At 73.7% G+C, this 13,780-nt stretch carries 15 protein-coding genes; 6 read left to right on the top strand and 9 right to left on the bottom strand.

Annotation, left to right across the window (positions count from 1 at the left end):
* The first annotated feature begins 5 nt into the window (after positions 1-5).
* Positions 6-497 carry a universal stress protein gene (locus AB0N17_RS14210; RefSeq protein ID WP_366011564.1) on the top strand — a complete coding sequence of 164 codons (492 nt, stop codon included), beginning with the start codon at positions 6-8 and terminating at the stop codon, positions 495-497.
* 1 nt (position 498) lies between these two features.
* Here AB0N17_RS14210 and AB0N17_RS14205 read toward each other — a convergent pair whose 3' ends face one another.
* The gene (locus AB0N17_RS14205; RefSeq protein ID WP_366011563.1) at positions 499-2,886 is read right to left on the bottom strand and encodes a ricin-type beta-trefoil lectin domain protein; all 2,388 of its coding nucleotides are present in this window, start codon (positions 2,884-2,886) and stop codon (positions 499-501) included.
* A 281-nt stretch (positions 2,887-3,167) separates the two neighbouring features.
* The gene (locus tag AB0N17_RS14200) at positions 3,168-4,067 is read right to left on the bottom strand and encodes a helix-turn-helix domain-containing protein (protein WP_366011562.1); all 900 of its coding nucleotides are present in this window, start codon (positions 4,065-4,067) and stop codon (positions 3,168-3,170) included.
* Between the two features lie 75 nt (positions 4,068-4,142).
* Here AB0N17_RS14200 and AB0N17_RS14195 point away from each other — a divergent pair, with 75 nt between their 5' ends.
* The gene (locus AB0N17_RS14195) at positions 4,143-4,952 is read left to right on the top strand and encodes a phytanoyl-CoA dioxygenase family protein (protein WP_366011561.1); all 810 of its coding nucleotides are present in this window, start codon (positions 4,143-4,145) and stop codon (positions 4,950-4,952) included.
* Between the two features lie 13 nt (positions 4,953-4,965).
* Here AB0N17_RS14195 and AB0N17_RS14190 read toward each other — a convergent pair whose 3' ends face one another.
* On the bottom strand, positions 4,966-5,934 hold the full coding sequence (locus AB0N17_RS14190) for an aldo/keto reductase (protein ID WP_366011560.1): 969 nt from the start codon (positions 5,932-5,934) through the stop codon (positions 4,966-4,968).
* Between the two features lie 138 nt (positions 5,935-6,072).
* On the opposite strand from AB0N17_RS14190, the gene AB0N17_RS14185 reads away from it, so the two are divergent.
* The gene (locus tag AB0N17_RS14185) at positions 6,073-6,924 is read left to right on the top strand and encodes an endo alpha-1,4 polygalactosaminidase (protein ID WP_366011559.1); all 852 of its coding nucleotides are present in this window, start codon (positions 6,073-6,075) and stop codon (positions 6,922-6,924) included.
* Between the two features lie 41 nt (positions 6,925-6,965).
* Here AB0N17_RS14185 and AB0N17_RS14180 read toward each other — a convergent pair whose 3' ends face one another.
* Genes AB0N17_RS14180 through AB0N17_RS14170 form a run of 3 tightly spaced genes read right to left on the bottom strand, consistent with a single transcriptional unit; the run spans position 6,966 to position 9,003 of the window.
* Positions 6,966-7,511: a flavoprotein gene (locus AB0N17_RS14180; RefSeq protein ID WP_366011558.1), complete on the bottom strand. Its 546-nt coding sequence runs from the start codon at positions 7,509-7,511 to the stop codon at positions 6,966-6,968.
* 46 nt (positions 7,512-7,557) lie between these two features.
* Positions 7,558-7,758 (bottom strand): ferredoxin, encoded by a 201-nt coding sequence (locus AB0N17_RS14175; RefSeq protein WP_366011557.1) that lies wholly within the window; start codon positions 7,756-7,758, stop codon positions 7,558-7,560.
* A gap of 12 nt (positions 7,759-7,770) precedes the next feature.
* Complete coding sequence (locus tag AB0N17_RS14170; RefSeq protein ID WP_366011556.1) at positions 7,771-9,003, bottom strand: cytochrome P450; 1,233 nt, start codon at positions 9,001-9,003, stop codon at positions 7,771-7,773.
* 349 nt (positions 9,004-9,352) lie between these two features.
* Between AB0N17_RS14170 and AB0N17_RS14165 the strand changes: the two genes are divergently transcribed.
* A complete protein-coding gene (locus tag AB0N17_RS14165) occupies positions 9,353-9,802 on the top strand; it encodes a nitroreductase family deazaflavin-dependent oxidoreductase (protein WP_366011555.1) in 450 nt (149 codons plus the stop codon).
* Between the two features lie 79 nt (positions 9,803-9,881).
* Here AB0N17_RS14165 and AB0N17_RS14160 read toward each other — a convergent pair whose 3' ends face one another.
* On the bottom strand, positions 9,882-10,808 hold the full coding sequence (locus tag AB0N17_RS14160) for a cation diffusion facilitator family transporter (protein WP_366011648.1): 927 nt from the start codon (positions 10,806-10,808) through the stop codon (positions 9,882-9,884).
* Positions 10,809-11,486: 678 nt separating this feature from the next.
* Between AB0N17_RS14160 and AB0N17_RS14155 the strand changes: the two genes are divergently transcribed.
* Positions 11,487-12,503, top strand: coding sequence for a glutathione S-transferase C-terminal domain-containing protein (locus AB0N17_RS14155; protein WP_366011554.1), 1,017 nt, complete (start codon positions 11,487-11,489; stop codon positions 12,501-12,503).
* A gap of 28 nt (positions 12,504-12,531) precedes the next feature.
* On the top strand, positions 12,532-12,834 hold the full coding sequence (locus AB0N17_RS14150; protein WP_366011553.1) for a DUF4235 domain-containing protein: 303 nt from the start codon (positions 12,532-12,534) through the stop codon (positions 12,832-12,834).
* A 17-nt stretch (positions 12,835-12,851) separates the two neighbouring features.
* Here the strand turns inward: AB0N17_RS14150 and AB0N17_RS14145 are convergent, their stop codons facing one another.
* Together AB0N17_RS14145 and AB0N17_RS14140 are read right to left on the bottom strand one after the other, a co-directional pair.
* Entirely contained in the window at positions 12,852-13,244 is a 393-nt protein-coding gene (locus AB0N17_RS14145) for a VOC family protein (RefSeq protein ID WP_366011552.1), read from the bottom strand.
* Between the two features lie 50 nt (positions 13,245-13,294).
* Entirely contained in the window at positions 13,295-13,759 is a 465-nt protein-coding gene (locus tag AB0N17_RS14140; RefSeq protein ID WP_366011550.1) for a pyridoxamine 5'-phosphate oxidase family protein, read from the bottom strand.
* Positions 13,760-13,780: the final 21 nt, after the last annotated feature.

Here is a 13,780-nt window from a genome sequence, read left to right as displayed (position 1 = left end):
ACCGGATGCGTGTGATCGCCTGGCTCGTCGAGGGCACCTGGCCCGCCTGCGTGGACGCCGTGCGCGCCCACGCGCCCGAGGACTGCGAGGTGGTGCTGCTGCACGTCAGCGGGCCGGACGTGCCCGGGGTGGCGCACGGCGCGTTCGCCGGGCTGCTCGGGCGGGGCCACCCCGAGCGGGACCCGGGCGCGCTGCTGGAGACGCTCGGCGGGACGTCGGCGGCGGAGCTGCTGGCCGCCGCTGCCGAGCGGCTGGGCCGGCCCTGTGCCCGCGAGGAGCGGTCGGGCCGGGTCGAGCGGGAGGTGGTGGCCGCCGCCGAGGGAGCCGATCTGCTGGTGCTGGCCCGGGACGGGGACCGCTCCCGGCTCGGGCCGAAGAGTCTCGGTCCTGAGGTGCGGTTCGCCGTGGACCACGCGCCCTGCCCGGTGCTGCTGGTGTGGCCGGAACCGGCCCCGGGCCTGGCGACGATGCCGCCTGCGCCGCCGCACCACCCGTGAGTCACCGGTGGTGGTGTCCACCTCCGCCGTAGCCGCCGCCGTAGCCGCCGCCCCCGTCGCAGTAGTACGGGTAGGCCGAGCAGGGGTCGAAGGTGGCGGACGGCGAGGTCGCGGGAGCGGACGGGCCGGCCGTCGGGGTGGGGGCCGGTGACGGGGCCCTGGAGGCCTGGGGGGCCTCCGTGGTCCCGGCGGGGGCGGGGGTGCGCCGGCCGGGGGCCTGGGACGGGCCGCTGTCGCTGCCCCAGTTGACGTTCTGCATCTGCAGGTCGGGCGTGGCGGTGTCGACGGTCCAGCGCTGGTCGTCGCCGGGGGCACGGTTCTTGAGGACCAGGGCGCCGGAGCCGTCGGTGGCGGCCGGGGTGAGGGCGAGTTCCTGGTTCCAGCGGGGTATCAGGGCGCCCTGGAGGGTGAAGTCGTACCGGATGGCGCGGGCCGCCTTCCCGGTGGCCGTGCACGGGGCGAGACGGACCGAGTAGCCGAGGGTGGAGTCCAGGCACAGGCCGGGGGCGTCGGCGTTGCGCAGCAGTCCGTCGGTCTCGTACGTCCACTGCTGGCTCGCCGCGGCGGAGCAGGTGACGAGTTCGGTCTCGGCGCCCTTGACGGCCTTCTTGCCGACGACGTCGACGCACAGATCCGAGGCGAGGTTGTGCAGCCGGCCGTGCAGGGTGCCTTGACCGGCGGCGTTCGCGGCGGCCCGGGAAGCGCCCGGCGAGGCGGTGTCCTCACCCGGCCTACGACTGGGCGTGCCGCCGCCGGCGGTGGCCGGGGCGTCCCCCGGTCCGAGCACCGCCCACAGCACGAGCGGCAGGGCCACCAGCCCGCTGACGGTGGCGGCGGCCAGCGCGAGATTGCGCCGCCGGGCCCGACGGGCGGCGCGCAGGGCGGAGCGGCGGGAGGTGGCGGAGCCCGGGCGCGCGGGGCCGGGGTCCTGTCCCCGGGTGGGCGTGGCGGACTCACCGGGGGCGGGGCCCCCGCCGGCGCCGAAAGCGTTACCCGCCACGGTGAACCGGGTACGGACGCCGCGCGCGCGGGGTGCGGCGGGTTCGCCCGGGACGGGAGATCCGGCGGCGGAGAAGGACTCCCCCGGCGCGCTGGGCCGGGGACGCGCCCTGCGCGCTCGGGGAGCGGCCGGTCCTTCCTGGGGGGCGGGGGCCGTGGGGACGGACGGCCCGTCGAAGCCGACTGCGGCGGCCGCTGCGTCTGCGGACCGGACACGCGGCCTGCGCGGCCAGGATGAGGGGAAGCCCTCCGCGCCACCGGAGCCGGTGGGGGCGGACGGTCCCTCGAAGCCGGCGGTGGCGGCCGTCGCTTCCGCGGACCGGACACGCGGCCCGCGCGGCCAAGAGACGGCCGGCCCCTCCGCGCCACCGGAGCCAGTGCTGGCGGACGGCCCCTCGAAGCCGGCGGTGGCGGCCGTCGCCTCCGCGGACCGGACACGCGGCCCGCGTGGCCAAGAGACGGCCGGCCCCTCCGCGCCACCGGAGCCGGTGGGGACGGGCGGTACGTCGAAGGCGTCGGTGGCCGCGGGCGTCGTGAAGGGCTCGCCCGACGGGGGTGCGGCCGGAGCCGGGGCCGGCGCCGGCGGCTCCTCGGCGCTGCGCGCCCGTGACTCCAGATAGGCGCGGGCGCCCCAGCCGAGCACGCCCTCGGCGAGGGCGAGACCGAGGCCCTCGTTGAACCGGGCGAGCTGGTCGGCGGTCCGGCTGCAGTGGGTGCAGCCGGACAGGTGCCGGTTCAGGTCCGGGTCGAGGTCGACGCCGCCGCGCCGGAAGGTCACGTCGAGCATGCGCAGATAGCGCCGGCACTCGTCCTCGGGGGCGAGCTCGCGGTGGGCCTGCAGACACTCCTCGCGCAGCCGTTCACGGGCTCGGCGCAGTTCGACCTGGGTGTCCTCCCCGTCCAGGCCCAGCAACGCGGCGGGCACGGCGAGGGGTTCGGCCTCGACCTCGGTGTGCCAGAGCACGGCGCGGGAGGCCTGGGGCAGCCGCTGGAAGGCACGGGACAGCAGCCGCCGGCCGGACGGGGGCAGCAGACGGGCGGCGACCCGTTCACCGCTCGCGGTGCCCGACCGCAGCTCCGGATGCAGGAGTTCCCGGCGCCCGTCGGTGTCCCACTCGGCCGCGATCCGGCGGACGGCGACCAGCACCTGGGGCCGCCAGGCGGCGGACGGACCGGCCTGGCGGAGCGACTCGCCGAAGAGCCGGGTGAAGGCGGCCGTGGTGAGCATGCCGGCGGCGCGCGGGCCGTCGGTGCACAGCCGGGCATAGGCGAAGGCGGCTTCCCAGTGACGGTCGAGGAGTTCACCGACGGGATGGAGCGCCGGTGACGCCCCGGTCCACTTCTTCAGTTCGGCACTGAGCTGCTCGTCCGACAGGCCTGCCTCATTCACGGCCGCATTCCTCCAGACGCCAAGCGGAAATTAGTCCGTACCAACTGGTATGGAAAGGTGTTCGGGCAGCTCGAACGTCCACCTGAGGCGGCTCTTTTGAAGCGTGGGGGGTGTACGGAGAGCGGCCTGGCGCATACAGCGTGAATATATGTTCCCGTGCGCCGACAGCGCACACTTTCGCACAGACCTGCACTTTGGAACAAGAGATCTTCCGTTATTCGACAATGCGTTGAAAAGCTTTCCTGTCGACGTTCTGTCAAGAGTGGTCTTTTCCTGACCGCTTATTGCCGTTCGCCCGCCCGGTAGGCGCCGGGCGGAACCCCGTAGCGCTCCCGGAAGACCCTGCTGAAGTGGAAGGGGCTCGGGAATCCTGAGGCCGCCGCGACCCGTTCCACCGTCAGGTCGGTGGCCTCCAGCAGCCGTGCCGCGTGCCGCAGCCGGGCCTCGCGCAGGGCCCGCATCGGGGACCGGCCGGTCCGATCGGCGAACAGGTGCGCGAACCGGGACGGGGACAGCGCGACGCCCTCGGCGAGGGAGCGGACGGAGTGCGGGGCCGCGGGATCGGCGGCGATCAGCTCCTCGGCGCGGCGCACACGGGCGTCGGCGCCCGCCCGCACGGCGGACGTCGGTGCGGTGGCGACGGCGAGGAGGACGGCCTCCTCCAGGGCGCACAGGGCCAGGTCCCGCGCCAGGCTGCCGTGCGCCACGGCCACCGGGTCCGGGGCGCTCGGCGCTTCGCCGCCCGGGCCGTGGGCGTCGGCGAGCATGCGGCCGAAGGCGGCCTCGATCCGGCCGTGCAGGGCTTCGGGGGCGGGCGGGACGGCGTACAGGCCGTCGGCCACGGCGAAGGGGGCGAGCCAGGACGTCCAGGACGGCCGGGCCTGGCAGTGCGTCCACCAGAACCGCCAGCGCCCGGCGCCGGGCGCCACGGTGTAGCGGTGGCCGACTCCGGGCGCGAGCACCACCAGACGCCCGGGGCCGGCGTGGGCGCGGGCGGCGCCCTGGCGGATCAGGCCGTGCCCGCCGGTGGTGAAGGTGAACAGCCAACTGGCCGAACCCCCGGGACGGTTGACGCCGTAACCGGGCCCCTGGTCGTAGCGGCCGGTGACCACAAGGCCGGGCGGCGGGGACGGGTCGCCCGCGGCAGCCGTCCCGGGCAGGTCCTCAGCACGCACAGGCATCCTCCCGTCGGGCGCGTCGCCCTAGCGTGGCGGGTGGGTGGCCCCGCGTGGCCACCGGAGGCGAGGAGCGGGCACATGACAGCCACGGACATCGACGCCCTCCGGCCCGAATCGCTCCGGGAGCGGTTCGAGGAGGACGGATTCATCGTCGTACGGGCCCTGTTCGGCCAGGAGGAGACCGAGCGGCTGTGCGCCGCGTTCACGGCGGTGCACGCGGCCGGCGGGGTGCCCGGGCACTTCGCGCCGGACCGGGCCGACCCGGATCCGCTGCGCCGCTGGCCGCGGGTGATGCAGCCGCACGAGTTCGACGCCGTGGCACGGGAGGTACTGCTGGACGCCCGGTTGCGGGCGGTGCTGGAAACGCTGTTCGGCGAAGAGGTGCTGGCCGCGCAGAGCATGTTCTACTTCAAGCCGCCCGGCGCGCGCGGACAGGCGCTGCATCAGGACAACTTCTATCTGCGGGTCGAGCCGGGCACGTGCGTGGCCGCCTGGGTGGCGTGCGAGCCGATCGACCGGGACAACGGCGGCCTCCAAGTGGTGCCCGGCACCCACCGGATGGGCCTGTTCTGCCCCGAGGAGGCGGACGAGGAGCTGTCGTTCGCCCGTGAGTACGTCCCGCCGCCGCCCGGGCTGGTGCCGGTGCCCGTGGACCTGGCGCCGGGGGACGTGCTGTTCTTCAACGGCAGCCTGGTGCACGGCTCGGGCCCCAACCGCACCCGCGACCGCTTCCGGCGCTCCTTCATCGGGCACTACGTGGGCCGGTCGGCCGAGCGGATCGGGGCGTACTACCGGACGGTGGCGATGAGCGGCGAGCGGGTGCCGTTGGCGCGCAGCGAGGGAGCCGGTCCGTGCGGCACCGAGTTCGGGCCGCACGGACCGCACTGAGTTCGCCGGGGGTTCAGTGGCCGCTGACGGCCCGGGGTGTGTAGGGCTGCTCCAGCTCCTCCATCTCCTTGTCGCTCAGGTCCAGTTCGACGGCGGCCACGGCGTCCTCGATGTGGTGCGGCTTGCTCGCGCCGACGATCGGCGCGGCGACCGTGTCCCGGTGCAGCAGCCAGGCGAGGGCCACCCGGGCGCGCGGCACGCCCCGGTCGCCGGCGACGCGGGTGACGGCCTCCACGATGGAGCGGTCGCTCTCCAGGTACAGGCGGCTGCCGAAGTCGTCGTTCGCGCTGCGCTCGGTCACCGTGCCCCAGTCACGGGTGAGCCGGCCGCGCGCGAGCGGACTCCACGGCAGCACGCTGATCCCCTGGTCCGCGCAGAGCGGCAGCATCTCCCGCTCCTCCTCGCGGTAGAGGAGGTTGTAGTGGTTCTGCATGCCGACGAACTTCGTCCAGCCGTGCAGCCGGGCCGTGTGCTGCAGCTTGGAGAACTCCCAGGCGTACATCGAACTGGCCCCGAGATAGCGGACCTTGCCCGCCTTGACGAGGTCGTGCAGCGCCTCCATCGTCTCCTCGACGGGGGTGGCGTGGTCGTAGCGGTGGATCTGGTACAGGTCGACGTAGTCGGTGCCGAGACGGCGCAGGCTGTGGTCGATCTCCGTCATGACGGCCTTGCGGGACAGTCCGGCCCCGTTCGGGCCCGGTCGCATCCGGCCGTTCACCTTGGTGGCCAGCACGATCTCGTCACGGTTCGCGAAGTCGCGCAGGGCCTTGCCGACGATCTCCTCGCTGGTGCCGTCGGAGTAGACGTTGGCGGTGTCGAAGAAGGTGACGCCCGCCTCCAGCGCCTGCCGGATCAGCGGGCGGGAGGCCTCCTCGTCGAGGGTCCACTCGTGGACGCCGCGGTCCGGCAGCCCGTAGGTCATGCAGCCCAGACAGATCCGCGAGACGTCGAGACCGGTCGAGCCGAGCTTCACGTACTGCATCGTTGCCGCTCCTGCCTTCGGGACGGTGGTCGGGGCCGAGCCTACGACGTGGCCCGGGGCCGACTTGACGTTCGCGGCGCGTGGGCGATTGGATCCGGGACGTACCGCGCCGTCCGGCGTGGGCAGGATGGAGTGGACTTGCCCCCCACGGGTGTGGCGCGTGCCGCGGGTGCGCGCAGGGCCACGGGCACATCGGCGGTGGCACTGGCCGTCATCCTGACGGCACTGGCCGGCTGCGACTCCGCGGGACGGGCGGACCGCGACGTGCGGAAGCCCGCCGGGGTGCGGCTGCCGCCGCGGCACGCCGGGTTCGACTACCAGATCGGCGGCGCCTATCCCCCGCCCCGGGGGGTGCGCATCGTCAGCCGCGACCGCTCCGACTCCCCCGCGCCCGGCCTGTACAACATCTGCTACGTCAACGCCTTCCAGGCCCAGCCCGCCGAGCGCTCCTCCTGGCCGGCCGACCTGCTGCTGCGCGACGCGCACGGCAGGGTGGTCATCGACGAGGACTGGAACGAGCCGCTGCTCGACCTGCGCACCCCGGCCCGGCGGCAGCGGGTGGCGCAGCGCGTGAACCGCTGGATCGACGGCTGTGCGCGCAAGGGCTTCGACGCCGTGGAGCCCGACAACTACGACAGCTACACCCGCTCCCGCCACCTGCTCACCGCGGCCGACGCGACCGCCTTCATGGCCCTGCTCTCCCGGCACGCGCACGCCCGGCACCTGGCCGTGGCCCAGAAGAACACCGCGGAACTCGCCGGACGGCGGGAGCGCGCCGGACTGGACTTCGCGGTGGCGGAGGAGTGCGGGCAGTACGACGAGTGCGGGGTGTACGCGAAGGCGTTCGACGACCGCGTCGTGGACATCGAGTACACCGACAGCGGGCTGCGCAGGGCCGTCGCCCGCTGGGGCGGAAAGCTGAGCATCGTCCGCCGGGACCGGGACGTGTCCACCCCGGGCAGCGCCGACTACGTCCGCAGGACGCGCTGAGTCCTGTCGTCGAGCGGGCAGGGGGCGTTCGACGACGGGGCCTAGGCCGCCCTGCGGGGCGCCTGGAGCAGGTCCAGGGCGGCTTCCCAGGCGAACTCCGGCCGGTGCCCGTCGGGTCCGGGCTCGCCGGAGTACGGGTCGCCGAACCGGACGCCCATGCCGCGCAGCCGGGTCAGGCTGTCCCGGTAGGCGGGGTGGGCCGTCAGCGCGTCGGCCACGCAGGGCAGCGCGGCGATCGGCACGCCGAGGCCCGCGGCCTCGCACAGGGTGCCGAGGGCGAGGGTGTCGGCGATGCCGGCCGCCCACTTGTTGACGGTGTTGAAGGTGGCGGGGGCCACCGCGACGGCGTCCGGCGGCGGGAAGGGGCGCGGGTCGGCCGGGGAGCGCCAGGCCGACCGGACGGGCCGGCCGGTCTGCGCCTCGACGGCCCCGGTGTCGAAGAAGCCGCCCATCGCGACCGGTGTCGCGATGACGCCCACCTCCCAGTTCCGCTCCTGGGCGGCGGTGATCAGCTTGCTGACGCCCGCGGCGATCCCGGCCGCGCAGACGACGACGTACAGGAAGGGCTTCCCGGCTGGTTCGGTCATCCGGGCACCCTACCGACGCGGCCGGGACCGGAGTCCGGCCGGGCCGTCAGCCGCCTCCCTCGGTCACGGTGATCGCGTGCACCGGGCAGGCTCGGGCGGCCTCGCGGACCATCGGGTCGCCCTCGCCGCCGGCACTTCCGGGGATCAGTGTGCTGTAGCCGTCGTCGTCCTGCGTGAAGACACCCGGCGCGGCCAGTGCGCACTGACCGGCGCCGATGCAGACGTCCTTGTCGATGTCGATGTGCATGAGCAGAGCCTCTTACCAGGTGACGGGGAGTTCCAGCATCCCCTGGACCGTGTCGCCGGGTTTGAACGGGATCTCGTGGGCCGGGGCGGCCAGCCGCAGCCCGGGCAGCCGCGTGAGCAGGCTGCCGAGGGCGATCTCCAGTTCCGTGCGCGCCAGGTTCTGGCCCAGGCACTGGTGGATGCCGAAGCCGAAGGCCACGTGGTGGCGGGCCGAGCGGTGGAAGTCCAGGGTGTCGGGGTCGTCGAACACGGACGTGTCGCGGTTGATCACCGAGGTGGAGAAGAGGACCCCGTCCCCGGCCCGGATGGTGGTCCCGTCGATCTCGATGTCCTCGCTCGCGATGCGCTGCAGCCCGTCGGCGATGGACAGCATGCGCAGCAACTCCTCGACGGCTGCGGGCAGCAGCGCCGGGTCGGCGCGCAACTCGGCCAGCCGGTCGGGGTGGTGCAGCAGGGTGAAGGTGCCGAGGGAGATCATGTTGGCGGTGGTCTCGTGGCCCGCGATGAGCAGGATGAGGGCCAGCGAGACGACGTCGGTGCGTTCCAGCGTGCCGTCGCGGAGCCGGTGGTGGACGAGGTCGTCGAGGATGCCGTCGCCGGGCTCCGTCTGCTTCGCCTTGTCGTCGATCAGCCCTTCGAGGTACGCCTCCAGGCGCCGTCGGGCGTCCAGGGTGTCGTCGGCGGTCGGGCCGCGCAGCAGGGCGCGGGACTGTGCCTCGAAGAACTCGTGGTCGGCGTACGGCACCCCGAGCAGGCCGCAGATCACCATCGACGGGACGGGCAGCGCGAAGGCGGAGACCAGCTCGGCGGGCGGCCCTTGCTCGATCATCGCGTCCAGCAGGCCGTCGACGGTCCGCTGGATCCGGGGACGCATGTCGGTGGCGCGCTTGACGGTGAACGACGGGATCATCATGCGGCGCTGCCGGCGGTGCTCGGGGTCGTCCAGGCCGAGCAGGGCCACCCGCCGCTCTTCGCGCTGCACGCGGAAGCGGGGCGCGGCCACGGGGAAGTCGGTGCGCCGGCGGTCGCTGGAGAGCCGGGGGTCGGCGAGCAGGGCGCGGGCCGCGGCGTGCGCGGTGACCAGCCAGACCTCGCGGCCGTCGAAGAGGGTGACGCGCGACAGGGCCCTGCCGTCGCGCAGCGGGGCGTATCCGCTGGGCGGGTGGAAGGGACAGGTGCGGTCCTGCGGGAAGGCGACGGGTTCGGCCGGGGTCGCCGGTCCGGTGCTGTCCGTCAGTTCCGTCATGGAAAGACCTCGCAGACGAAGGAAGTGCGTCGTGCCGATCTTCATTAGATGCCTCAGGCACCTATGAGACGACGCCATGTTCGGCCACTTCGGTGATCCGCGTGATCTGGCCGAAGAGGAGCGGGTCGGAGGGGCGGGTTCCGGCCGGATTCGGGCTGCCCACTCCCATGGTGGCGTACGACCCGGCCGACCCGCGCGACGAGAGGCCGGAACGGGTGTGGTGGCGCGGTGCGCGCCCGGCACCGACCACCCGTCTGGCCGAACGGTGCCGCGGTACGGATGATTCACAGGCGCATCGGTGTTGAACTCTGGTGCCAGAAGCCGTTGGACCGACGAAGGGGACGGATCCATGCCTCTCGAGGGCGAGTACGCGCCGAGCCCGGAGCAGTGGGTGCGCGATCAGGTGGAGCTGTACGAGAGCTCCGGCGGGACGAAGGGGACGACGCTGCTCGACACCGGGCTCCCGGTGATCATCCTCACCACCCGGGGTGCGAAGAGCGGGAAGATCCGCAAGACGCCGCTGATGCGGGTGGAGCACGACGGGAGGTACGCGGTGGTGGCCTCGCAGGGCGGGGCGCCCAAGCACCCCGTCTGGTACTTCAACGTCACCTCCGACCCGCAGGTCGAGCTGCAGGACGGGCCGCTGAGGCAGGACATGCGGGCCCGTGAGGTGACCGGGGACGAGAAGGCCGAGTGGTGGGAGCGGGCCGTCGCCGCGTATCCGCCCTACGCCGACTACCAGAAGAAGACCCCGCGGGAGATCCCGGTGTTCGTGCTGGAGCCCTACGCGGAGCGCTGATCCCGGCCGTTCGGGACAGCCTTTCGGAAAAATCCGGGGCGGGGAGGTGTGAACCGCCTCCCGAGTGGGCACTCGTGCGTCAGGCCTCGCCGCGTTCCCCCGTCGCGGCGGGGCTCTTTTGTGCCTCATCCGCCGGCCGGTCGGTCACGTCGAGGAAGATCTGGTCGGTGTCCGGGAAGGTCCGGGCGAGGGAGCCCTTGATGCGGACGGAGACCTCCTCCACCCGCTCGCTGTCCAGGCCCGGCACCAGGTCGATGCGCGCGGCCACCAGGGTGGAGTCGAGGCCCATCTTCATGGTGAACAGCGCCTCCACGCTGTCGATCTCCGGCTGCGCGGCGAGCAGCGAGCGGATCCGGGCGCTCAGCTCCGGGTCGGCGGCCTCGCCGATCAGCTGGTCGCGGGCGTCGCGGCCGAGCCGGTAGGCGACGTACACCAGCAGCACGCCGATCGCCAGCGAGGCGGACGCCTCCCAGGCGACCTGTCCGGTCACCATGTGCAGGGCCATGCCGACGATGGCGAGGGTCACGCCGAGCACCGCGGTGCCGTCCTCGGCGACCACGGTGCGCAGTGCCGGGTCGCGCAGTCCGGCGAGGCCGCCGCCCTGGCGGCGCACCTGGTGCAGGGCCCGCAGCAACGAGGCGCTCTCGGCGAGGAGGGCGACGCCCAGCACGATGAGGCCCGCCACGTAGCCGCTGAACTTCTCCTCGGTGCCCTGGCGCAGTGCCTCGAAGCCCTGGAAGAAGGAGAAGCAGCCGCCCATGACGAAGATGCCGACGGCGGCGAGCAGGGACCAGAAGAAGCGTTCCTTGCCGTAGCCGAAGGGGTGACGGCGGTCGGCGGGGCGGCGGCTGCGGCGCAGCGCGGCCAGCAGGAACACCTCGTTGAGGCTGTCGGCCACGGAGTGCGCGGCCTCCGACAGCAGGGCGGGCGAGCCCGCGAGGACACCGCCGACCGCCTTGGCGACGGCGATCACCAGGTTGGCCGCGAGGGCCACGAGCACGGTGATCCTGGTGTGCCGGTCCCCGTGCGGATCGTCGTCCCGCGCGGCGCGCGGCGCACGCTCCTCGCCCGCACCACCCTCGTCCGGCCCCAGCCGGGCGGCCTTCCCGTCACCATCGGCGCGACGCGTCCTGCCCCCGCCGTCGGGGCCGGCCGCACCGCCGCTCACGGGTGTTCCGCCAGACGGCCGGGCGTCCGGCCGGCCATCGGGCACGCAGGCCCGGGGCTCGGACGGAGCCGACCCGCCGGCCCCTGTGCCCCCACCGCCCGCAGCACTCCGGGCGCCCGGCCGCCCTTGGTCCGACACGGCCCGGGATTCCGGCATGGCCGGCCCGCCGGTCACCGCCGGGTCGCCGCCCGCGGATGCCCGGCCCGACCGCGGGCCGCCTCCCCGACCACCGCCCGCCACAGCCGAACCACCGGTTCCCGCGCCATCGCCACCCACAGCACTCCCGTCCGGCCGCCCGACACCAGGGTGCTCGCCGGCATGCGGCCGGTCGGCCGGTGGGGTGCGTCGGTTGTGGGTCGTGGTGTCGTCCTCGGCCGTCCGTGCGGCCGGCTCCCGTTCCGAGGGTGTCCCGCTCACCCTTCGCCGACTGCCCCGCCGGGGACGGATCACACCGTGCGGACGGGCGGAAAACGGGGAACGCGTTGACCCGACACCCCCGGGCGCCGAGGAGGAGACATGGGCGGCGACGGCAACCGCGCCTACGGCCACACGAAGTTCACCCGGTCCAGGAGCCACTTCACCGACCGGATCACCGCGGACGGCCGGGACGGCTGGCCGGTGGCGGCGGACCGCTACCGGCTGGTGGTCTCCCGTGCCTGTCCGTGGGCGAGCCGGGCGGTGATCTCACGGCGCCTGCTGGGCCTGGAGGACGCGCTGTCGATGGCGGTCACCGATCCGGTACAGGACGACCGCAGCTGGCGGTTCACCCTGGACCGGGGCGGCCGGGACCCGGTGCTCGGCATCCGGTTCCTGAGCGAGGCCTACGACCGGCGCGAGAGCGGCTACCCGGGCGGGGTGAGCGTGCCCGCGGTCGTGGACGTGCCCAGCGGACAACTGGTCACCAACGACTACCAGCAGCTCACCCTGGACCTGGCCACCGAGTGGACGGCCCTGCACCGCGCGGGCGCCCCGGACCTGTATCCGGACGGCCGGCGCGACGAGATCGACGAGGTGATGGCCGAGGTCTACCGGGACGTGAACAACGGCGTGTACCGGGCCGGTTTCGCCCACGAGCAGAAGGAGTACGAGGAGGCGTGCGCGGGAGTGTTCCGGCGGCTGGAACTGCTCGCCGGCCGGCTGGCCGGGCAGCGGTACCTGGTCGGCGACACCCTCACGGAGTCGGACATCCGGCTGTTCACCACGCTTGTCCGGTTCGACGCGGTCTACCACGGCCACTTCAAGTGCAACCGGTGGAAGCTGGCCGAGAATCCGGTGCTGTGGGGTTACGCCCGTGACCTGTTCCAGACCCCGGGCTTCGGCGACACCGTCGACTTCGACCACATCAAGCGGCACTACTACCAGGTGCACACCGGGATCAACCCCACCGGCATCGTGCCCCTCGGCCCGGATCTCGCCGGCTGGCTGAGCCCGCACCACCGCGAGGAACTCGGCGGCCGGCCGTTCGGCGACGGCACACCGCCGGGCCCGGTGCCTCCCGGCGAACGGGTCGCCGCCCGTGGACGGCCCGCATGAGGGCCGTCTGACGAGGAAGGAGAGACACATGGCCAAGAACAAGAAGAAGACACTCCCGCTCGCCTACAAACCGGTCGGCTTCGTGCTCAGCTGGGCGGGCGGCGCCCTGGCCGGTCTGGCCTTCCGCAAGGCGTGGATGGCGATCCGGCACGAGGAGGACGCCCCGGACGCCCTGGACCCGGACCGCGGCTGGGGCGAGATCCTGCTGGCGGCGGCGGTCCAGGGCGCGATCTTCGCGGTGGTGCGCAGCGCCGTGGACCGCACGGGCGCCAAGGCGATCGCACGGTCGACGGGCGTGTGGCCGGCCCAGGACAAGGGCGGCCGCGACTGAGCGCGTGAGCCGTGCGCTCAGCCCTGCTTGGGTGCCGTCGTGGGCATCCGGCGCAGGGTGAAGGAGTGCCCGGCGGGGTCGGCGTACCCGCGTTCCTCGTACGGCCCCGCCGCGTCCTTGGTGTCGATCGGCCGGCCGCCGAGTCCCACCACTCGGCGCTCGGCCTCGTCCAAGTCCTCGACCAGGAAGTCGAGATGGACCTGGAGGGAGTTCTCGGGGCGCGGCCAGCTGGGCGGGGTGGCGTTCACGTCGCGGCGGAAGGCGAGCCGGACGCCATCGCCGCCCCGGATCCCGACCAGGTTGGCCGAGGAGTCCGTCCGCTCTCCGTCCAGCAACTCCCTGTAGAATTCGGCGAGTTTTTCGGGCTCGGCGCAGTCCAGCACCACGACGGCCGCTTGAACCAGTGTCATGTTTCCTCCTGGGGATGTCCTCTTGCTGCGGATATCCCGGGGCACCGGATTCAGTCGGCGAGCAGCCAGCGCCCGTCGCGCATCAACTCCCGTCCGCGCAACTCGTTCTCCTCGCGCCAGGCCTGGACGCGCTGCGGGACGACCTGGAAGTACAGGTAGCGGGTGGCGAGCCGGCGCGGGTCGAAGCCCGTCTTGCCGGCGAAGACCTCGGCGTCCTCCTCGGGCAGGTCCTCGGGTGTCACCGTGTGGACGACGCCCTCCACGAGGACCACGTCCCGGGTCGGGCCGATGCCGATCCGGACCCTGCCGGTGGCGGCCAGGTTGCGGCCGGTGGGGCTGTCCTCCGGGGTGGCGAACAGCAGGACGGCGCCGTCCCAGACGAACGACAGCGGTACGAGGTGCGCGGCGCCGCCGTCGGGACCGGCGGTGGCGACCCAGGCGTCGACGTCGTGCTCCAGCCGGTGCAGGGTGTCCTGCTTGCGCTGCTCGGCGGTACGGGCGGGCGGTGGGGTCATGGCGTACGGCCTCCTCGTGGT

Origin of the sequence: Streptomyces sp. NPDC051133 (assembly GCF_040682635.1) — a bacterium.
GTDB lineage: Bacteria > Actinomycetota > Actinomycetes > Streptomycetales > Streptomycetaceae > Streptomyces.
This window is presented reverse-complemented; position numbering and strand designations above follow the sequence as displayed.